The organism is Xanthomonas pisi DSM 18956 (assembly GCF_001010415.1).
Classification (GTDB): Bacteria; Pseudomonadota; Gammaproteobacteria; order Xanthomonadales; family Xanthomonadaceae; genus Xanthomonas; species Xanthomonas pisi.
Genome location: NZ_JPLE01000023.1, coordinates 1 through 22,123 on the forward strand (window position 1 = coordinate 1; position 22,123 = coordinate 22,123).

Annotated in this window: 11 protein-coding genes and 2 pseudogenes; 9 read left to right on the forward strand and 4 right to left on the reverse strand. The window is 67.6% G+C overall.

Annotated elements, in window-relative coordinates:
- The 6 genes from Y887_RS06570 to Y887_RS06590 all read left to right on the forward strand — a co-directional run.
- Positions 1 to 439 (forward strand): TonB family protein (locus tag Y887_RS06570; RefSeq protein ID WP_157004317.1); only part of this gene is annotated, 439 nt, incomplete at its 5' end.
- A gap of 27 nt (positions 440 to 466) precedes the next feature.
- Entirely contained in the window at positions 467 to 2,164 is a 1,698-nt protein-coding gene (locus Y887_RS06575) for a putative porin (RefSeq protein WP_084725952.1), read from the forward strand.
- A gap of 2 nt (positions 2,165 to 2,166) precedes the next feature.
- Positions 2,167 to 2,820 carry a hypothetical protein gene (locus Y887_RS06580; RefSeq protein ID WP_046963581.1) on the forward strand — a complete coding sequence of 218 codons (654 nt, stop codon included), beginning with the start codon at positions 2,167 to 2,169 and terminating at the stop codon, positions 2,818 to 2,820.
- Positions 2,817 to 3,185, forward strand: coding sequence for a hypothetical protein (locus Y887_RS20155; protein ID WP_157004318.1), 369 nt, complete (start codon positions 2,817 to 2,819; stop codon positions 3,183 to 3,185). Before Y887_RS06580 ends, Y887_RS20155 begins: the two co-directional genes overlap by 4 nt.
- A gap of 24 nt (positions 3,186 to 3,209) precedes the next feature.
- Entirely contained in the window at positions 3,210 to 15,248 is a 12,039-nt protein-coding gene (locus Y887_RS06585) for a filamentous hemagglutinin family protein (RefSeq protein ID WP_046963582.1), read from the forward strand.
- 262 nt (positions 15,249 to 15,510) lie between these two features.
- Positions 15,511 to 16,827 carry a PstS family phosphate ABC transporter substrate-binding protein gene (locus tag Y887_RS06590; RefSeq protein WP_162199153.1) on the forward strand — a complete coding sequence of 439 codons (1,317 nt, stop codon included), beginning with the start codon at positions 15,511 to 15,513 and terminating at the stop codon, positions 16,825 to 16,827.
- Positions 16,828 to 16,919: 92 nt separating this feature from the next.
- Here the strand turns inward: Y887_RS06590 and Y887_RS06595 are convergent, their stop codons facing one another.
- The 4 genes and pseudogenes from Y887_RS06595 to Y887_RS06605 form a co-directional block, all read right to left on the reverse strand.
- Complete coding sequence (locus tag Y887_RS06595; RefSeq protein ID WP_245879452.1) at positions 16,920 to 17,366, reverse strand: TraX family protein; 447 nt, start codon at positions 17,364 to 17,366, stop codon at positions 16,920 to 16,922.
- 333 nt (positions 17,367 to 17,699) lie between these two features.
- Positions 17,700 to 18,335, reverse strand: a pseudogene (locus Y887_RS21535) (transmembrane repetitive protein); the annotation flags it as partial.
- A gap of 83 nt (positions 18,336 to 18,418) precedes the next feature.
- A pseudogene (locus Y887_RS21540) lies at positions 18,419 to 19,508 on the reverse strand (transmembrane repetitive protein); the annotation flags it as partial.
- A 13-nt stretch (positions 19,509 to 19,521) separates the two neighbouring features.
- A complete protein-coding gene (locus Y887_RS06605; RefSeq protein ID WP_046963585.1) occupies positions 19,522 to 20,121 on the reverse strand; it encodes an NfuA family Fe-S biogenesis protein in 600 nt (199 codons plus the stop codon).
- An 88-nt stretch (positions 20,122 to 20,209) separates the two neighbouring features.
- Here Y887_RS06605 and Y887_RS06610 point away from each other — a divergent pair, with 88 nt between their 5' ends.
- The 3 genes from Y887_RS06610 to zupT all read left to right on the forward strand — a co-directional run bounded on the left by Y887_RS06610 (position 20,210) and on the right by zupT (position 22,039).
- Positions 20,210 to 20,566: a 4a-hydroxytetrahydrobiopterin dehydratase gene (locus Y887_RS06610; RefSeq protein ID WP_039409115.1), complete on the forward strand. Its 357-nt coding sequence runs from the start codon at positions 20,210 to 20,212 to the stop codon at positions 20,564 to 20,566.
- Positions 20,563 to 20,985 (forward strand): energy transducer TonB, encoded by a 423-nt coding sequence (locus tag Y887_RS06615; RefSeq protein WP_046963586.1) that lies wholly within the window; start codon positions 20,563 to 20,565, stop codon positions 20,983 to 20,985. Before Y887_RS06610 ends, Y887_RS06615 begins: the two co-directional genes overlap by 4 nt.
- A 235-nt stretch (positions 20,986 to 21,220) precedes the next feature.
- Positions 21,221 to 22,039 carry a zinc transporter ZupT gene (gene zupT / locus Y887_RS06620; protein ID WP_046963587.1) on the forward strand — a complete coding sequence of 273 codons (819 nt, stop codon included), beginning with the start codon at positions 21,221 to 21,223 and terminating at the stop codon, positions 22,037 to 22,039.
- Positions 22,040 to 22,123 lie beyond the last annotated feature (84 nt).

The window sequence follows — 22,123 nt, forward strand, 5'->3', positions numbered from 1 at the left end:
GGACAAACCGATGGCCACGCCGGATCCGTCACCACCCAAGCCTGCGCAGGCGCCGCCCGGCGATCCACTGACTGCCGCCGCCGGACCGGGCGATAACCCGTTCGGCCTGCAGGCAGGCGATGGCGGAGGCACCCGTATCGGCGGTGGCGGTGGCGGCGGCAGCCCGTTCGCTGCGTATGCCGCATCGGTGCAGCGCGCCGTGCAGATGCTGTTGCAGCGCGACGAGAAAACGCGCAAGGGGCGCTACCGCGCCACGGTGGCGGTGTGGCTCAACAGCGACGGCAGCATCGCGCGCACCCGGGTCATCGCCTCTGCCGGCACGCCCGAACTGGATGCGGCCATCGCACAGGCGTTGCAGAACAAGCCCCTGCCCCAGCCCCCTCCTGCCGATCTCCCGCAGCCGATCCAGTTGCGTATCGGCGCGCTCGCACCCGGTTGACGTTCCCCTCTTTCAGGAAGCTCGTGCATGACTGCTCCGTTCCCACCACGCCGCCATACCCGCCTTGCACTGTGTCTGCTTGCGATGATCGCCGTTCCCGGCATGTGCATGGCGCAGGCCGCCGGCGCGGTGGATCCTGCGCGCATCAGTCCGCAGGTGACGCTGCGCTTGATCGACCTGCTTGTGGCCAAGGGCGTGATGACACGCGAGCAGGCCGATGCGCTGATCCAGGAGGCGGCCACCACGGTGACCGCCGACGTCACGCCGCCAGCCAGCGTGCCGTATCAGACCCAGCCGGGTGCGATCGTGGTGCCGTATGTGCCCGAACCGGTGCGCGCGCAGATCAAGGACGAGCTGCGCAGCGAAGTCACCGCCCAGGCCAAGCGCGAAGGCTGGGCCGCGCCGGGCGCGTTGCCGGAATGGACCCAGCGCCTGCGCCTGTATGGCGATTTGCGTCTGCGCGGTGAAGGCATCTTCTATCCTGACGACAACTACGGATTCTTCCCCGACTTCACCGAGATCAATGCCGGCTCGGGTTTCGATGTGGTCGGTACCGGCAATGCGCCGTTCCTCAACACCTCGCGCAATCGCAGCCGCATGCGCATCCGCGCGCGGCTCGGCGTGCAGGCGCAGATCGCCGACTGGATCACCGGCGATATCCGCGTGGTCACCGGCGCAGACCGGGGCCCGGTGTCGACCAACCAGACCCTGGGCGGCGGCGGCAACCTGGCCAAGGAACCGATCTGGCTGGACCGGGCGGCGCTGGTGTTGCAGCCCATGCGCGATCTGGACCTGTCGTTCGGGCGCTTTGCCAATCCGTTCTGGAGCAGCGAGCTGGTGTTCGATGAAGACATCAACTTCGATGGCATCGCTGGCCGCTATGTATTTGCGCCACAGGCCGACTTTGCGCCGTATGTCAGCGCGGGCGTGTTCCCGGTGTACAACACCGATCTGGACTTCGGCTCGACCAACACGCTCAAGACACGCAGCCGCGACAAGTGGCTCTACGGCGCCGAACTGGGCGCGCAGTGGCGCATGCACGAGGACATCGCACTGCGCATGGCCTTCAGCTATTTCCAGTACGACCAGTTCGAGGGCAAGCGCTCCGGTGCCTGCCTCGCCCCGACGGCCAACGACAGCTGCGATGCAGACGGCTCGCGTCCGCAGTTCCAGCAGTTCGGCAACACGTTGGTGCCCATCCGCAACATCGTCGCCGATCCGGCCAATCCTGGCGGCCCGCAGCTGCAGTACTACGGCTACGCCAGCAAGTTCGGCATCGCCAATGTGCATGCGCAACTGGAATTGGCGCAGTTCGATCCGGTCAAGCTGCTGATCGAAGCGGATGTGGTCAAGAACACCCGCTACAACGCACAACGGGTGCGGTCGCTGGGGCCGGTCAACAACCTTGGCAACGGCGGCGTCTTCGACGGTGGCGACCATGGGTATCTGCTCAATCTGCTGGTCGGCCAGCCACGCGTGACCGAGGCCGGGCAATGGAACGCGTCGATCGGCTATCGCTATCTCGAATCGGATGCGGTACCCGATGCCTTCGCCGACTCGGACTTCCACATGGGCGGCACCAATGCACGCGGCATGATCCTGGGCGGCGCCTACGGCCTGGCCCGCAATACCTGGCTGTCGTTGCGCTGGCTCAGTGCCAATGAAGTCTCCGGCCCACCGTATGCGGTGGATGTGTTGCAGCTGGACCTGAGCGCGGAGTTTTGAGCATGCGCGCATGGGTGCTTCCGTTGGTCGTTGCGGTGCTGTGGAGTGGAGCGCCGCCTGCACGGGCGCAGGCGCAGACCGAAACGCGGCTACGCGATGCCTTGCGTCAGACCAGCGCCAGGCTGCGCCAGGTCGAAGCCGATCTGGCGCAGCAGCAATTGGCCACCGCTGCGGCACAGCGCGAGCGCGACGCCGCGCAGCGGCCTGCTCCGGCGGCCGCTGCGCCAGCGGAACACGGCGTGCGCCTGGCGGCGTTGCAGCGTGAGCTGGAGCAGCAACGGCAGACCCTGGCCGCCGAGCGCGCGCAGCATGCGCAGACCAGTGCCGCCCAGCGGCAGGCGCTTGCACAGCAGCTACATCAGCAGCAACAGGCACTGGCCGCCGAACGTACGCAGCTGCGCGAGCGGATGAGCCGCTGCAGTGCAGAGGGCGATGCGCTCTACGCCAGCGCACAGGAACTTGCGGTGCTGTATCGCGACCCGGCGTTCGTGCGGTTTGTGCGGGGGCGCGGGCGCGAGCTGTTCGGCATGGGACGGGTGGCGCGCGAGAACCAGGTGCATACCCTGCAATCCACGATCGATGCGCGCCACGCGCAACTGCGCACCTGCCTGGATGGTGGTGCCCTGGCACCTGCGTCGACGACCGCTGCGCCATGACGCCATCGCTCCGGGTCAGCGTTGCGTTGATGGCGGTGATGGCAGCGGCTCCGGCTGCTGCCGCGTCGCAGGCAGCGGTTACGCCAGGCCCAGCCTCCGACGCCGCGCCTTGCGTGGAGGTACAGATCGGGCAGACCAGCACGGGCCGTCTGTCGTGCCTGAATCAACTGCTGCGTGAGACCGCGGCGCGTGCCGCCGGGGCACCCCAGGCGACGGTCACCCCGGCGACAGGGTCGCCGATCGAACTCGGCCAGCCCACCCCGGCTGCACTGCGTCAGCGTCTCGGGCAGGCCTACGGCAGGTCCGCGCAACCACAACGCCCTGCACCACCACGCTACCCCACTCCCTTCGCGCCAGTGCGCTGATACGCTCGCTTTCAAGGATTTGTCATGACCCGCAAACGTCGCTCCCGCCCCCTGCGTGTGTTCCTGTTGAGCGCGGCGATCTCGACGGCGCTGTTCGATCAGGCGCATGCGCAATCCAGCCCGTTCGTGCGACGCGGCGCCGACCCGTCCGTGCAGGCGGCGCAGGCGGTGCAACAGCAGGGCGCGCAGGCGGCCGCAGCGGGGACGCTGGCGCAGAAGTCGTTGCAGGCGTTCCAGCGTGCAGCGCAGGCGCGCCAGGCGCTGGACGCCACGCAGGCCGCGGCGCGTGCCGCCGCAGCGGCGGCACAGGCCGCAGTTCCCGACGGACTGGTGCGCGGCGGTTTGCAGCTGCCGGACAACGTGCAGATCGATCCTGGTGCGGTGCTGGCAAGCGACCCACGGCTTGGCCAGCGCAACGTGTGGCTGGGCGCCAGGGCACCGACGCAACAAATCAGCGATGGCACCACCCAGGTAACCGTCACCCAGACCCAGAAGAAGGCCATCCTCAATTGGGAAACCTTCAACGTCGGCAGCCGCACGCAGTTGCGCTTCGACCAGTCGGCCGGTGGCAGCGAGGCCGCGCAGTGGATCGCCCTGAACCGGGTCAACGATCCGGGCGCAGCGCCGAGCAGGATCCTGGGCAGTCTCCAGGCGCCCGGGCAGGTGTATCTACTCAACCGCAATGGCGTGCTGTTCGGTGGCGGCAGCCAGATCAATGCGCATTCGCTGCTGGTGTCGTCGCTGGATCTGTTCGATCCCAACCGTGCACTCAGCGACCAGACCTTCATCAGTCGCGGCCTGTTTGGTCCCACCGGCCAGACCGGCGTCGTGTTGACCGGCAGCGCGGCGGCCGCCGAGCGCATGCCTGGCGATATCCGTATCGAAGCCGGCGCCCGCCTGGCCACTGGCAGCCAGGGCTATACCGTGATCGCCGCGCCCAACGTCAGCAATGCCGGCAGCGTCACCGTGCAGGACGGACAGGCGCTACTGGCTGCAGTCCTGGGCCTGCGGCAATCGCAGGAGCTGCAACAGTTGCTTGGCAGCAGCGGAACCAGCGCACCGTTGGGCTTCGGCAATTTTCTGTCGCCGATCGGTAACGACCTTTCGGGCATCGGCCAGCTGGACAACAGCGGCATCGTCTCGGCCACGCGTGGCAATGCCACCCTGGCCGGCTACTCGGTGCAGCAACGCGGCCTGGTGCAGGCCACCACCAGCATCAGCCGCCCCGGCAGCGTGATGCTGCTGGCGCTCAGTCAGGACAATCAGCTTGGCGACAATCTGGCCGGTTACAAGGGCGGTTCGCTGGTGCTGGCGCCTGGATCGGTCACCGCGACACTGCCCGAGCACGATGGCGAAACCACGACCTCCAGCGCCGCCTCGGACCTGGCGTTTGTCGGCCCGCGCATGGTGCTGGCGGGCGCACAGATGCATCTGCAGCCGCAATCGCTGACATTCGCGCCCGGCGGCACTGTGGACCTGTTCAGCCTGGCCGCCGAAAGCAGCGATGCGCAACTGCGTGGCCGCCCTGCCCTCACCAACCGATTGCTGATCGACAGCGGTGCGCGGGTCGATGTCTCCGGCATCGCCAACGTGCAACAGGCCATGCAGGACAACCTGGTGCGCATCCCGCGCGTGGGCTTGAACGAGCTGGCCGATGCACCGCTGCAACGCGACGGCGCGCTGTTCCGCCAGTCGTTGCAGTTCGACCGGCGTGCGACCGGCATCCGCAGCGATGGCCAGGCATGGGTCGGTAGCCCGTTGCTCAATGCACAAGGCTATGTGGACCAGGTGCCGCGCGGCATCGATGAACTCCTGCTCGATGGCGGCACCGTCAACATCGTGGCACGCGATCTGGTGATCGCGCCGCAGGCGCAGGTGCAGCTGGATGGCGGTTATCTGCGTACCGAAGGCGGCATGGTGGAAACAGCGCGCCTGCTGGGCGCCGATGGCCGCCTGCACGACCTGGCCAGCGCCGATCCGACGCTGCGGTACCTGGGCATCGCCGGGACGCAAACGGTCGAGCACACCCGCTGGGGCGTGAGCGAACAGTTCGCCAATCCGTTGCTGGGAACGCGCCGCTTCTACGAAAGCGAGTATCTGCAGGGCGGCAATGGCGGTGCATTGAACATCGCACTGGGGCGGCCTCTGGGCACCTCCGGCGTGGCGGTGCTGGCCGGCGAGATATCCGCCCACGCGGTGTCGGGGCGGTATCAACGGGCCAGCGGTGAAATGCCGCAAGGCGGCACGCTCGGCATCAACAGCGATGCGGCCCTGTACAACACCACGCTCGGACAGTCCGGCGATGCACCGCGCGATCCACGCAGCTGGCAGATCGTCGATACCGCGGTGCAGATGCCGCAGGGTTTGCAGATCGACACGCAAACCTCGGCGTTGCCCGGCAGCCAGGGCAATGCCCAGCAACGCGACAACCCGTTGTTCTGGTCGCAGCTGTCCGGCAGCATGCTCAAGGACAGCGGCCTGCACGGCGTGGCGATCGGCAATGCGCCGGTGATTGCAGTGGATGCGGATGCGCAGCTGCAGGTGAGCGACGGCGGACGCATTGCATTGCAGGCGCAGCGTGTCGAAGTGGACGGTGCGCTGATTGCGCGGTCCGGCACCATTGCGCTGCAAAGCAGTGGCGGGCTGGTCAAACCGCAGGACTGGCGGCCGGATGCAGTGGACGCGCAGCAGCGCGGCGACCTGCTGCTGGGCGCTGCCGCGCGCCTGGACGTGAGCGGACGGTGGGTCAACGACGATCGCCGTCTCACGCTGGATCCGCTGGGCCGGGCGTTCATCGATGGCGGCAGCATCACGCTCGACGCGCTGCAGCAGGCCATCGGCGATGCGGGCTCGCCGGCAGGCCGCGACGTCAGCGCCTCGCTGCTGATTGCGCCCGGTGCAGTGCTGGATGCCTCGGGCGGCGGCTATGTGGCCCCGGACGGCACCCTGCCGCTCAGCGATGGGCGCCCGCTCGGACACGGCGGCGACATCGCCTTGCGGACCTACCAACGCCCGGCCGGCGAGAACGCAGGTTCGCCCACCTACACCGCCGACCTGCAGCGCGCCGACGACGCCGGCCGGTTGCAGTTCGATCCGGCCAGCCTGCGCGCAGACAGTCTTGCCGGTGGCGGCACCTTGAGCCTGCGTGCGTTCGGCGTGCAGATCGGTGGGCAGGCGCCGTCCGATGCGCGGGTACTGCATCTGGATGCGGGCTTCTTCGACCAGGGCAGTTTTGGGCGCTACGACCTGGCCGCCGAGCACGATGCCAGCATCGCCGCCGGCAGCCAGGTGCGGGTGAGCCAACGCAGCCTGCTCGCCAACCTGCAGACCCTGCCCGCCGCGGCCAGCGACAGCGCGGTATTTGCCGGCGCCGCGCAGGTCGGCGGCAATGGCTATGTCGCGCTGGGCCAGCTGGATCCGTTTTATCGTCCCGGCACCGATTTCGCATTGCGCGGTGGCGATTACCTGGGCCGGGTCGCCGGCAATCCGACCCTGGATGGTGGTACCGGGCAAGTGCTGCTGGACCGCGGCGCGCAGCTGCTGCTGGATCCGGGTGCGACGGTGCGGCTCGGTGGGCGCGGCCAGGTCACCGTGCTGGGCGGCATCCAAGCCCATGGTGGCCGCATCCTGCTTTCTGGCGACACCTCGGCCAGTTCGGGACTGTCCGCACCGCCGGACATCGACGAAGGCCAGCCCTACGCAATGCCGGGCAAATCGGTCTGGCTCGGCGACAGCAGCCATCTCGATGTGTCCGGCGTCGCCTTGCTCGATCCGCAGGCGGCGTGGCGGCCTAGCGCACGCGGGCTGGTACAGCCCCGCAGTGGCCGCGTGCTCGATGGCGGCAGCATCACGCTCAGCAACGACAGCGGCGCGGTGGTCGTCGCCGCAGGCGCCCAGCTGGACCTGCGCGGCAGCGCCGCCACGCTCGACCTGCAAAGCGGCAGCGCGCTGATCGGCGCAGGCGACCCGCTGCAGGCGCAGACGGTGGGCAGCGCGGGCGGGCAGCTGGCATTGGCCGCCGCCACCGGTCTGTTCTTCGACGGACGCATCCAGGCCGCAGGCGGCACCGCGCAGCAACGCGATGGCAGCTTGTCGCTGCAGCCGCTGCAGCTGCAATCCGGCAACGGGCTGCTGCTGCCCGGACCCAGCGGCGTGATCTTCACCCAGCACGACAGCCGCCTGCAGCAAGCCGCGCAACCCGGTGCGCTACCACCGGCAATCGCCACGCCCGGCCCGCTGTATTTCGCCGCCGACCGTCTGGCCGGCGCCGGCATCGATACCTTGCAGGTGGGCGAGCTGGCGCCCACCGAAGCGCGGCCGTTGGTGCCGATCGGATTTGCCGGCGATGTGTCGTTGCAGCTATCGCGGGCGCTGCAGTTCAACGCGCCGTCCTATGCGCTGTTGCGCAGCGATGCGAACGACTTCTCGCTGCTGGCCGACAGCAGCCGGGTCGATCTCGGCGCTGCGTACGTGGGCTTGTCCGGCTACCGCCTGCAGCGCGCTGGCGAGATCACGCTGGCGCAGCCGCGCGCCGGCAGCGACACCACCCTGGCGGTGCAGGCGCAGCAGATCGACGTGGGCGGCCAGTTCACACTCGACGGCATCGGCCACACAGTGCTGTCCAGCAGTGGCGCGCTGCGCTTCCACACACCCGCAGCCTATGCCTATACGCAGAACGCCGCCGGCGGCGCCACCCCGCGTGCCGGCGACCTGCTGACGTCCGGCGATCTGAGCTTGCGCGCCGCGCAGGTGTATCCGGGCAGCGGCGAGACGTTCCTGGTGCGTGCGCTGGGCGCAGCGGATGCCAACGGCACCCGCGCCGACACACAGATCCATCTGCAGGCGGTCGGCGACATGCCGGCACTGCCGTTATCGGCCGGCGGCACGCTGGCCATGGACGCCACCACCATCGTGCAGGAAGGCCGCCTGCGCGCACCCAGCGGCCGCTTGATACTCGGCGTGCAGGCAACCGGCGACGGCGCGGCCGATGCGGTCTTCGGCAACCGGGCCACCACGCCCACGCACGAGGTTCGCCTGCAGCCCGGCAGCCTGACCTCGGTGTCGCTGGAAGGCGCGGTGGTGCCGTACGGCACCACCGTGGATGGCAGCCAGTGGCGCTACGACGGCACCGTGCAGGGCAGCTCGGCTGCGCTGACCGCACCGCCACAGAAACAGATCCGCCTTGCGGGCGACACCGTGGCGTTGGACCCCGGCGCGCGCGTGGACCTGTCTGGCGGCGGCGATCTGCTGGCCAGCGAGTGGGTGCCGGGCACCGGCGGCAGCCGCGACCTGCTGGCCTCCAGCAACACCCGCTATGCCAGCGGCGCGGCCACGCAGGTGCCGCTGTATCCGGATGGACGCCGCGTGTATGCCATCGTGCCCGGCCCGCAAACGCTGCTGGCTGCCAGCGATGCGCCATTCGAACGCGTGGAGGGCGCACCGGCACCCGGGAGTGCGGTGTATCTGGATGGGGTGCCCGGCCTGGCCAGCGGCACCTATACCCTGCTGCCGGCCAGATACGCCACCTTGCCCGGCGCCTTCAGGGTGGTGGCGCGGCCCGACAGCAACGATGCGACGGCGGCGCAGAACCTGCTGGCGCCCGACGGCACCGCGGTGGTGGCCGGTCATTTCGTCGACACCTTGAGCGGCACGCGCAGTGCGCGCGCGCAACTGTTCGAGGTGCAGTCGGCAGCCACCTGGGGCCGCTATTCGGAATACACCAGCACGCGCGCCACGGCGTTTTTCGACGCCCAGGCCAGTCTCGCGCAGCACGCGGCAGCGCCATTGCCGCGCGATGGTGGCCAGCTGATTCTGGCGGCCACGCAGCGGCTCGGATTGGGCGCCACGCTCTCCACCGCAGCCGCGAGCGGCGGTAGCGCCGCGCAGGTGGACATCGCCGCACGTGCGCTGCAGGTGCTCGGCAGCGGACAGGTTGCCAGCGATGGCTATGTGGGAATCGACGCCAGTGCGCTCAATGCGCTCAATGCCGGCAGCCTGTTGCTGGGCGGCGTGCGCGAACAAACCGCGGCGGGCACGCGGGTGCATGTGACATCGCAACGCGTGCGGGTCAGCAACACTGCCGACAGCGCGCTGCGCGCGCCGGAGCTGCTGCTGACCGCCAGCGGCGACAGCAGCGGCAGCGGCGTCTACATCGATGCCGGCAGCGTGTTGCAGGCGCAGGCCGGCAATGGCGCGGGCGCTACCACGCCGTTGTTGCTGGGCCAGCCGTCGGGAGAGAGCGGCGACGGTGCGCTGGTGCGCCTGTCGGGCGTGGGGGCTGTGGCGCTGCAGCGCGCCAATGTGCCCGATGCCGCGCAGTCGCACGCACTACTGCAGATCGGCGACGGCGCGCGCCTGGAGGGTGGCGCTGCACTGACGCTCGATTCCACCGGCGCCAGCGCCATTGCCGCTGGTGCCGTGCTGCGCGGTGAGCAGATCGACGCCAGCGCCGGCCGGGTGCGGCTGGATACGCAAGCGGCCAGCGGCGATGCCGATGGCCTGGTGTTCGGTCCGGCCAGCCTGGCCCAGTTCGGGCAGGCCAGGCAGATCGGTCTGCACAGCTATGGCGACATGGCGTTTGCCGGCGGCCTGGATCTGCGCGTGGATAACGCACTCACGCTCAGCGCCGGCCGCTTCATCGGCGATGGTCGCGCGGTCAGCCTGCAGGCCGACCGGCTGACCCTGTCCAACCTGGGCAGCGCGGCCGATCCTGCCGGCGTGGTCGCAGGCGACGGTGTGCTGCGCCTGCAAGGGCGAGAAGTGGCGTTCGCAGGCGGCGACAAGCAGCTGGCCGGCTTTGGGTCGGTTGCGATCGAGGCCACCCAGCAAGTGGTGGTGCGCGACCGTGGCACGTTCGATTTCGGCGCCGTGGATGTGGACCTGCGCGCCCCGCTGCTGCTGGCCGACGCCGGCGCCGACCATGCGTTGGTCACCTCCGGCGCACTACGCCTGGCACGTAGCGAAGGCAGCAGCGATCCGGCCCGCCCGCTGGGTGGCCGGATCACGTTGCAGGGCGGCAGTGTCGACAGCACCGCGCTCATCCGCGCCAACTCGGGGGCGATCCAGCTGCGCAGCAACCAGGGCGCAGTGCGCCTGCACGACGGCGCAAGTCTGGACGCGGCCGGCGTGGCGGACACGTTCTTCGACCGCGTGCAGGCCACGCCCGGCGGCAGCATCACGCTCGCTGCTGCGCAGGGCGATGTATCTGCCGATGCTTCCACCCGGCTCGACGTCGGCGCCAGCGGACAGGCCGACGCCGGCACGCTGACGCTGGCAGCGGCACAAGGCAGCGTCACCCTGCCCGGCCGCATCGATGGCACCGCCGCACAGGGGCGCGGCGGCCGTTTCGTACTGGACTCGGGCAGCCCGGTCGCGCTGGATCCGCTGGCAACGCAACTGGCCGCAGGCGGTTTCGATGGCGCCATCGATGTGCATGCGCGCAGCGGCAACCTGTGGCTGTCGGCCGATCACAGCCTGCGTGCCGACAGCGTCAGCCTCACCGCCGACGGCGGCGCGTCCGCCGCTATCCGCGATGCGGGCAATGGCAATCTGCGCATCGACGGACGCATCGATGCCTCCGGCAACCAGGGCGGCAGCATCGCCTTGTGGGGGCGCCACGGCATCGCCATCGACGGGCAACTGCTGGCGCGCGGCAGTGCCGCCGACAAACGCGGCGGCAGCATCCAGCTCGGCAGCAGCGGCATTGCCGATGGCTCGCTGAATCCGGAGTTCGGCTATCAGAACGTGCAGGCCGCTGCGGCAGGCACCATCGCCATCGGTGCCGCTGCGGTGCTGGACGTCTCCGGCGGCAGCGCCGGTGGCCTGTCTGGTGGCGATGTCCAGATCCGCACGCCGCTGTTGAGCGATGGCGAGGTCAACGTCACCGTCGCCGATGGCGCCAGCATCCGCGGCGCGCGTAGCGTGGGGCTTGAAGCATATGCGGTGTGGAGCACCACCGACGCCAGCAGCGATGCGGCCAAGCACTTCGATGGCATCGTCGACCCGGCGGGCTGGTACGACGCGCAAGGCAATCTGGTCGCAGGGAGCTGGTCGGACATGGCCGGCGCGCCGATCGCGCTGGCGCCGAGCACGCCTGCACAGATCGCCGATTCCCTGAGCCGCTACCGCTTCACCCCCGACAATGCCAATCTCGCGCATCGGCAATTCTATGGCTATGCCGACGATGCGGCGCGCACCCCCGGCACCTTGATGGGCTTTGTGCAGCGTCCGGGCTTTACGTTCGAGCAGCGCTTGGCGAATGTGCCGAATCTGCGTGCACGCCCGGGCATCGAACTGCGCAACCCCGACCCTGCCATCAACGGCGGAGAAATTCGCGTCCTGAGCAACTGGAACCTGGGCGCAGGCGCCAACCGCAATCAACTGGATTTCCGCTACAACGGCAGCGCACCGGTGATCAGCCTGCGCGCCGAATCGGCCGTGATCGTCAAGGCCAGCCTCAGCGACGGCTTCTATCAACTCGGCAACCCCTTCGGCGGTGGCGGGCCGCAGGCCACCTACCCCACGGCGGACGCCGGCTATCAAGCGGTGCTCGCGTTCGGGCAGGACCAACTCTTCGCAACCCTGGACGGGCTGGTTCCCGCGCCCCCCTCCAGCCTGGGAGGGGACCAGGAACAGGCACTGCAGTACTACGGGCAATACATGCAGTTACTGACCATGCTGCAGAAATCGCAGCCGGACTGGGCAGGCAGCTTCCCGCCCTACGACACCTTGCTGGGCGGGTTCATTGCCAACTACGCGCCCGAACTGGGCTACCCGGTGCAGGACTATCCCGGTCAGCCGGTGGCGCCAACGGCGCCGAGCTCGCCTGCCGACTACCCGCAGTACCTGAGCAACTACGAGCGCTACGTGCTGGACCTGGCTGCGTTCTACAACGCGCTGGGTGAGTTTGCATTGCCCACCTTCACCGCACCGGCGCTACCGGTGCTGGGGGCGTTGCTTCCGGCGGCCACGCAGAACACGCCGTCCCTGCAGGCCAACGCCAACAATCCGCTGCCGATGGCGACCACCAGCCTGATCGGTGGCGACAGCAGCAGTTACCGCCTCATCGCCGGCGCAGATTTTTCCGGCATCCGCCCCGATGCGCTGCGCGCCGGAAGCACCGCGGACGTGGTCCTCGATGGTCACCAACGCTACCGCGAAGACGGCCAAAAGGATCTGCTGCTTCCAACCGTGGTGCGCACCGGCACCGGCAGCATCCAGATCGCCGCCGCACGCGATCTACGTCTGGCCGACGCGGATGCACCGGCCAGCATCTACACCGCCGGCAAGCCGGCCGGCGATAGCGAGATCGGCACCGATGTCGCACTGGTGCGCAATGACGGCAGCGCGGCCGATCAGATCGTCAGCGCGCAGGCCAACGCCGACGCTGCCGGCAACATCCAGCTGCAGGCCGGGCGCGACATCCTGGGCAACCGCCAGATCTACGATCGCGACGGCAGCCGTACCGGGGTAGCGGGCAATTATGTCGGGCAGTACTGGTGGCCCTGGTTGCAGGTGGGCAATCCGCTGGACACCGATGGCACCACCCCGCGTGCCGGGTTGATCAACTATGGCGGCTTCGCCCAGGGCGTATTGGCCAGCGGTGGCGATGTCGCCGTGCAGGCCGGCCGCGATATCCGCGAGCTGTCGGTTTCACTGCCCACCAGTTACCTGCTACGGGCCGATGGCCGCCAGACCTATGGCGGCGGCGATCTCGATGTCCAGGCAGGGCGCGATGTGTTGGGCGGCGATTACTTCATCGCGCGTGGGCAAGGCCGCCTGAGCGCCGGCGGCAGCCTCGGCAGCGCCTTCGGGTTGAGCGCGCAGGGCTTCGACATCACTGGCACACCGCGGACCGTGAACAGCGCAGTCGATCCGGTGCTGGCGGTGCAGGACGGCCAATGGGCAGTGGATGCCGGCGGCGATGTCGCGCTTGGCGCCATCGTCAACCCCTCCTATCTCACCGCCACAGGCAGCATCGGCCCGCTGCTGGGCGCCAGCACGCGTGCAACCACCGACTACGGCCAGAGCTCCTCGGTCGACATCGACGCGCTCAATGGCGATGTGCGCCTGGGTACCCTCAAGCTGCCTGGCGTGCTGTTCTTCAACGGGCAACGCGACCCGAGTCGCGGAACGGACAGCGCCATTCTCACCGACAGCGTGTTCGACAGCGTCCTGCCCGCACAGCTGCACGCCAGCGCGCATGCCGGCGCCATCCAGATCGAAAGCAGCGGCCGGCTGTATCCGTCCGCACAAGGACAGCTGGAGGTTCTGGCACAGGACGATATCCGCTTGTTCGACGACACCTTGATCGGCGGCCGGCGCAAGTTCGAACTGGCGATGCTGGATGAAACCGGCGCCTATGCCGGCGACGACACCGCTGCGGCGGCAACCGACAAGCTCAACCTGCATCGCCAGGACACCCGGCCGGTGCGGCTCTACAGCCGCGATGGCGATCTGGTTGGCGGCTACGCAGTGGACGGGTTCATGGTCAATCCGCTGACCGTCAAGCTGCCCACACCTGCCGATCTGCGCGCCGGCGGCGATATCGTCAACCTGGACCTGCGGGCGCAGAACTACAGGCTGAGCGATGTGACCCGCGTGCAGGCCGGCCGTGATATCTACTACACCCCGGTCCAGGGCGGTGCCAATCAAAGCACCAGTACCGAAGCTGTGCGCTGGGGCTGGATGGAACTGGCAGGCCCGGGCACCTTCGAAGTGCAGGCCGGGCGCAATCTTGGGCCGCTCACCTCGGCAAACGAAGCGCTGAGCGCGGCACTGCTCAACGACCGCAATGCCGGCGGCATCCGCACGACCGGCAACCGCAGCAACACCGGATTGCCCAGCGAGGGGGCGGACCTGGTAGTGCGCTACGGCGTTGCCAATGGCGAACAGGCCGATGCCTTCGCCGCGCAGTATCTGGACCCGTCCAGCGCACACAGCAACGCCACCTACCAGCAGTGGTTGCTCGCTTTCAGCCGCCTGCATGCGCAAGACATGGTTGCAAGCGCCCCATCCTCGACGGTACAGGCCGACATCGGCAGTACAGATGCGATGAGCGCTGCAGATGCCTGGCAGGCCTTCACCCAATTGCCGGCCAACACCCGCAGGCTGCTGACCGAGCGCGTCTTTCTGGACGTGCTCAAACAGGTTGGCGAAGGCTACGCCAATCCCGCCAGTGCCGATTTCCAGAAGTACGCACGCGGTTACGCGGCGATCGACCTGCTATTCCCGGCAAGTCTGGGCTATACGCGCAACAACCTGGAAGGCGGCGCCAACGGCGCGACGGCACGCGTGCGCACCGGTACGCTGGACATGCGCGGCTCGACCTTGCAGACCGAACGTGGCGGCGACATCCGTGTACTCGGTCCGGGCGGCGAGATGCAGATCGGTAGCGTGCTGGCCCCGCCGAGCGTGGTGGACGGCCAGGGCAACATGCTGATCGGCCCGGCGCAACAAGGCATTCTGGCCGTCGGCCAGGGCGAGATCGGCCTGTTCACCGATGCCGACGTGTTGCTGGCGCAAAGCCGCATCTTCACCCAGCGCGGCGGCAACCTGACGGTGTGGAGCTCCAATGGCGACATCAACGCCGGCAAGGGCAGCAAGACCAGTGCCGAGCGCGCCCGCGCTCGCTATCTGTGCGACCAGGACCAGTTCTGCATGCTCGATGCCAGCGGACAGGTGAGCGGTGCGGGCATCGCCACGCTGCAACTCAATCCCGGCGATCCGCGCGGAAACGCCGTGCTGGTTGCGCCGCGCGGTACCGTCGACGCAGGTGATGCCGGCATTCGCACTGCCGGCAACCTGGTGGTGGCTTCGCAATTCGTTGCCAACGCCGACAATATCCAGGTCCAGGGCGACGCGGTCGGGGTTGGCAGTACGCGCAGCGTCAATACCGGCGCGCTCAGCAGCGCTTCCAATGCAGCCTCTGCGGTGGCCGATGCCGCCAGCGATCTCGCCAAGCGTCCGGCAACTGTCACCGACACCCCATCGATCATCACGGTGCAAGTGGTGGGATTCGGCGAATGCGCCGAAGACGACGCCAATTGCCGGAAAACCCCATGATGGCTCCAGCGCTCGCGCTCGTCATCGAATGGAGATATTGCCGCGTGAAATGCAGTAAATCTGACATTCCCATCAGAATTCACATGCATTCCAAATATAAATACTGCAACGTGTCGCAATTAACCGGCGTCACAAAAGAAATTTAATTTTGTCGCGCAACCATAATGCAAATGGCGCAGCCTGACGTGGCGATAGTTAATCGCATTCAATTCGCACGGATAAACCCATCCGATCCGCTGTTTTCCAATGAAGGAGAAAAGCAGTGCGCACTTTCGTCATGTCCCCCGTTTCGCTCACCGCCGCCGTTGCGGCCGCTCTTGTCGTCCTGGCCACCCCCGCCATGGCTGCCGAAAATCTGTACGGCGGCGGCGCGACCTTCCCGGCGCAGCCCTACGTGGGCAATGCCTACCTGACGCCGAACCCCGATGCGCGTCTGTCCACCAATGCCGGCAACACCGCCGGTGGCAGCAGCACGGTTGCCGGGATCAGCGCGGGCTCGATCTTCGCCGCGTTCAGCGCGGGCGCCAACAGCAACAAGATCTCGTACTGCCAGACCGGCAGCGGCACCGGCAAGAACACGCTCGCAGGGACGGTCGCCGCCAACCAGGCGTGTAACGATTTCAGCGTCGCTCCCGCTGGCCTGAGCGCGGCCACCGCCACGCCGGATTTCATCGGCACCGATGCCCCGTACAGCACCGCCGACTACCAGGCATTTCTGGGCGGCAGCAACGCCGCAGCACGCGTCGGCGTGGTGCAGATCCCGACCATCGCCGGTGCCATCGCGCTGTCGCAGAGCACCGCCACCACCGCGCTGGCCTTGACCTCCGCGCAGGTCTGCCAGATCTATTCCGGCCAGGTCAGTGACTGGTCGCTGGTGTCCGGCAGCGGCGCCACCGGCCCGATCAAGATCGTCTACCGTACCGATGGCAGCGGCACCAGCTTCGCCTTCACCAGCTATCTGGCGCGGACCTGCAATGGCACGGCCAATGTGCCGTCGGGCTTTGTGTTCACCCCCAACCAGAGCTTCAATTCGGCACTGCCGGGCGGCGTGAGCACGGTGTACGGCTCGCGCGGTATCGGCGCCAGCGGCAACAACGGCGTGGTCACCGCGGTGCGCGCGACGGCCAACACCAATGCGCTGGGCTATGCCGACATCGGCGAAGTGCTGCTGCAGTCTGCCAGGTACGCCAAGGTCAACGGATTCGATCCGGCGCTGTTTGGCCAGAACGGAACCCCGGTATCGCTGGCGGCGGCCGCCCTGCTGAGTGGTCGCGTGCTGGATGGTGCCACCGTCAACGCAGCGCCGGGTAGCGGAACGCAGGCCGTCAAGAATTGCGTCCGCCTGGTCAATCCGGCTGCGTCCATCACCAACGCGTATCCGATCGCGGCCATCACCTACGTTGCCGGCTACACCAGCGGCAATGGCAGCGCTGCGCACGTGCAGGCGGTGAAGGATCTGTTCGGCATCTTCTACAACACCACCACGCGTCCGGCATTGCCGGCCGGTTTTGCCTACCTCGATGGCGTGGCCGCGTTCCGTACCTCGGTACAGAACACCGTGGCGACCTGCGTGCAGTAACGACTGCCGCATGAGGTAACACGCTGGAATGGACGGCGGGCAGCGATGCCCGCCGTTTTTTTCGGCCCTTGCATGACTGACTTCCTCCCGCATCACCCGACTGCGTAAAACAATCCCGTCAAGAACATCAGATAACCGATGTAATAGAAATAAAATGCACTGCGGGTGCGTGGCATGGGAATATTCAAGCGCGCAAGCGTCAGCGCGGGCAACGCCAATAGCGCCCAGAAAGTATCGCTGGCGACACAAGGCAACCCCATCGGCAGCACACGCAATAACAGTGCAGATACTCTCCTCGATAATCTCCACTGCCAAGGATTGCGCCAGAAGATCCAGCCGCCCGGCACAACCCCCAGGCCAGCCCATCGATAATCGACCGCTGCTGGCGCCAGCGTTGCGCACAGCCCCAGAAAGATCCAGCGGCGACGTTCGATTGCAAGAATGCACACCGCCGCCAACGCAAACGACAGCAGGACATTCAGCGGAAACACGCGCTGAAATGCAATCGCCACCACCGGTGTTGCGATGGCGCCCCACACGAACAAGCGCTTTACCGACTTCTCGACATCGGCAGTCGGCTGGGCCAGGTGCTAGGCGAGAACCGACGCGAACAGGTGAAATGCCAGGCCGCCCAGTCCGGCAACGCCCGGAACATCACCCAGGCCCAGCATCTTCAGGGCGTGATCGCCTGTCATCAAGATGGCGGCCAGACACTCAGAACTCACGGGCGCCGCTGGTCGCTGAGGTAGTTCACGCTGGTCGCCGTAAATAACGGGGCAACCGCCCGCCAGCTGGCCGTGCATTGACGCAGGACCTGGGTGCAAGCACGCCCCCGGCTTTACTGGGTCAGGCTGCTGGCCGCGCAAGCATGCTCATCGCCCCTCACCGCGCACCGCCCCCTTGTCCTCCTGCAACTCCCGTTTGAACGGCACATCCGGTGGCGGTCGCGCAATGGCAGGTTGATCGTTGAGGTTGGGGTCGCTCAGGCCGCAGCCGCCGCCGAACTGCAGCAACGACACGACGCAGCTGATCTTGGTGGTGGTGCCCGGGATCGGGATCTCGATCTTCTTCAAGCCGCGGCGCACCCATTCCTGCAGCAGCGACTGGTTCGGCATCCAGTACTTATCCAGCGAGGTCGGCGTATAGCCGTAGGGCGGACGCTTGAGCCAGGTGCCGCCCTGTGCGATCTGGTCGCGGGTCCAGGTGTCGGTGTCGCTGCCGGGCGGCCCGCGATCGCCGGCTCCCTTGCCGGCCTCGCCCGCTCCCGCCACCCGCACGCTGCCATCGCTGTTGAACACGCCGTCGCGCTGGCCGTTGCCGCCTGTGGTCTCGCCCCGACGGTTGCGGTCGGATTTGCTCCAGTCGTCGGCATTGGCAGCGACGTCCCAGCCGCCGCTCCGGTCCGCAGGCGCTGGACCGGCAGCGGGATTGGAAGCAGGCCTGGATGGCGACGATGCTGCAGCAGCGCTGTGACTGGACTGTTCGGATTTTGCCGGGGACGCCGCTGCCTGCGACGCCGAGGCAGCGGAAAGCGGCTGCGGAACGGTAGCGCTCGCTTCCGACGTGGGCGCTGCGGCAGGTGCCGGCGTGGACGGCGCCACGGGCGCCGGCGTCGGCGCTGGATCCGGCACGTTGGGCAATTCCGTGCTGCGTACTGCCACCTCGGGCATGCGCACGCTTGGGATGACTTCCCTCGGACGCATCACCGGTGACGCAACCTGTGGCCGGTCCGGCACCACGACTTCGCGCTCGCGCACTGCAGGCGCGTCAGCAGGGCGTACGGCCACGGCTGCAGCCGGACGCTGCAATTCGCGCAGCTGCGGCCGGTCGGTCAGCGTCTGGATCTCGCGTTGACGCACCTCAACCTGAGGCGCCGTCGGCGTCATCGCCCGGGGCGCCACGGTGATGCTGGGAGGTGGAGGAACCACAAATTCGTTGGTGGCGACCGCAGTCTCGGTCACCTGCAGCGACGATTCGATGGTCACCGGCGCTACCTGCACCGTCACTTGGGGGACGTCGGGAGTCACCGGTTCGCTGGCAGCGGCGGGAACAGGCTCGGGAGCGATGTCCTGCGCCTGCGCAGTGCTGGTGGCGGCGACGGGCTCCGTCGCGGCAGGCGGCGGTTCCGACGAGGGGGTCGTCGGCAGTGACCGCTCTCCAGGCGCCGCACCGGCCTGCTGCGCGGCAGCCGCGTCGGCAGACGCCGCCTGTGCCACCGCCGAAGGTTCTGCCTGCCCTCCCCCCTGCTCCACCGCGCCGTCGCCGATAAAGCTCATGCGCACGCGCGATTCATCGCCGGGTTTGGTGTCGTCAGGCGCCCAGCGCACGGTGACAACCCAGATCAGCAACGCAATGAAGCCCAGATGGATCAGCAAACTGCCCAGCATCGCGAGCCAGTGTTGGCGCCGCTGGTCGGTCGGGCGCGGCTCCCAGTGCTGCCACCACAGGCTGCGAAATGCCTGGAACGGCGTCAATAACGCAGCAGCAGCTTCGCCATGCGCGAGGGATGGACGTGCCAACAGCACATCCATCACCTGATCGTCGTTGAACGGTGCCGACACGTCGCCGCGATTGCGCATCCAGATGGCCCAACCGTACGGCAGGCCGGTGCGCCGATCCAGAATGAGCTTGCCCGGCATGCGCGCGCGCAGTGCCTGCAGCAGATCGGCAGCCGTTGTCACCGGTGACGCGGAATCAGGCCGCGCTGTCGCGCGGAATGTAGGGCGCGTCGCCGGTGGCGTGGTCGGTGGCATCGCGGACTGCGATCACCCCGGGCACGCGTCCCATCAAGGTTTTTTCGATGCCCTGCTTCAGCGTGACATCGGCCATGCCGCAGCCGTGACAACCGCCGCCAAAGCGCAGCAGCACCACGCCGTCGGCGGAGACTTCCTGCACCGCCACACGTCCACCGTGCGAGGCCAGCTGCGGGTTGATCTCGTTTTCGACCACCCAGCGCACGCGCTCCACCATCGACGCCGATTCTGCCGGCGCTTCGCCCTTGATCTTGGGCGCCTTGATGGTCAGCTGCTGGTTGCCGGTGGACTGGGTGACGTAGTCGATCTCGGCACCATCCACCCACGGCACGCTGGCGGCGGCCACATATAACGTGAAGCCGTCGCAGTCGATGGCCCACTCGTCGCCACTCAGGTCCGCAGGCTCTGCGAACTCGAGCCTGGCGTCTGCGCGAGGGGTGCCCGGGTCCACCGCGCTCAGGCGCACGCCCATGCCGGGCACGCCTTCGCGTTCGATGAGCTTGCGGAAATAGGTTTGGGCTTTGTCGGATATCTGGATCATGCGGGTTATTCTACCGCTCAAAGCGCCCTCGCTCATGGAACACCGTGATCCTGGCGGGTGCGCCGTCCGCCACCCCTGCGAGACCGTCATGACCGATCTGATTCCCCTGGAACAGGCCCATTGCCTTCCGCGCAAGGGCAGCGACCACAAGCTTGGCGAGGCCCGCCTGGCCGAGTTGCTGCCGCAGGTACCCGGCTGGGAGCTGTCCGAGGCCGGCACGGCCATCACGCGCACCTTCCGCTTTGCGGACTATTACCGCACCCTCGCCTTCGTCAATGCGCTGGCCTGGATTGCCCATCGCGAAGACCACCACCCCGATCTGGGCGTGCATTACGACCGGGTCGTGGTGCGTTATTCCACCCACGACGTGGGCGGGTTGAGCGAAAACGACTTCATCTGCGCGGCCAAGACCGCGCAACTCTACGATCAGGGAGTCACTGCATGACCATTTCTCGCGCGGCCCTCGCCGGCCTGTGTCTGGCAGCCGGCCTCAGCGGCTGCGGCAAGTCGCCGCAACAGGCTTCCGCGCCGGCGGTGGCCCCCACCGAACTCGCCGCACTGAAGACGCCGCCGCCGGAGTACGCACCGGAGCTGGCCTGCGCCGGGGTCGGTGGCACCACCGTGCTCAGGGTCGTCGTCGGCACCGAAGGCACACCGACCGATGTGGCGGTGACCCAGAGCAGCGGCCAGCCGGTGCTGGACGAGGCCGCACAAAAGCGTGTGCGCGAGTGGAAGTTCAAGGCGGCCACCCGCAATGGCCAGGCGGTGCCGCAGACCATCCAGGTGCCGGTCGCCTTCAAGCCGCCGGTACCGCGTCCGGACGAATGCTTCGCCATCGAAGAACGCGCACGCCGCGGCGGTTGAGCGTCGTGGTCAGCGTGCCAGTGCGACGATGAGCGACGGCGGGCAAGACGCTCGCCGCCGCGGTGCACCGCTGATCGACACCGGTCGTACTGGTCGGTGTTTGCGCTTGAACATGCGGTCGCCTTCGACACCACGCACTCGTCATCCCGGCATGGCCATCCTGCTGGCGCCAGTGGTCGCGTGATTGAGCTGACGACCGCAAAATCGCTCCCACTCCACGAGGTCGTCGCGTCGCATGCTTGAGGTGTCATCACACAACGTCTGGATCGCGCTGGCGGTCACCCTGGCCGCGGGACTCGCCACCGGCCTCGGCAGCCTGATGGTGGTGTTCGCCAAAAAACCCAACCCGCGCCTGTTGGCGTTCGGGCTGGCATTTGCCGGTGGCGCGATGGTGTACGTCTCGTTGTCGGAGATCCTCAACAAGTCGATCGCTGCGTTTTCCAACGCCTACAACGACAAGCTGGGCTTTACCTTTGGCACGCTGACCTTTCTGGGGGGCATGCTGTTGATCATGGTGATCGACCGCCTGGTACCCAATCCGCACCAGAGCCTGTCCACCGACGACCCGCTCTTCCGCGATGACAACCGGGCCTACATCCGCCGCGTCGGCCTGATGACCGCCATCGCGATCACTGCACACAACTTTCCGGAGGGACTGGCGACCTTCTTCGCCACGCTGGAAAGCCCGGCGGTGGGCATGCCACTGGCGTTTGCCATCGCCATCCACAACATTCCCGAAGGCATCGCGATCGCGGTGCCGGTGTATTTCGCCACGCGCAACAAGCTGTATGCCTTCGGTGCCAGCCTGCTGAGCGGCCTGGCCGAACCGATCGGCGCCGGCATTGGCTATCTGGCCCTGTCCAACGTGTTGTCAGAGGCGGTGTTCGGCACGGTGTTCGGGCTGATCTCCGGCGTGATGGTGTTCCTGGCACTGGACGAACTGCTGCCGGCGGCCAAGCGCTACGCAAAAGGCCATGAAACCGTCTATGGCCTGGTATCTGGCATGGGCACCTTGGCGATCAGCCTGGTGTTGTTCCGCTTCGCGGCGCCTTGAGGCATCGCGCGCCGATTGCGTGCCACGGCCGGTGTTGCCTGGGGTGAGCGCTTGGGCTTTCCGTATCCAGACATGGCCCGGACC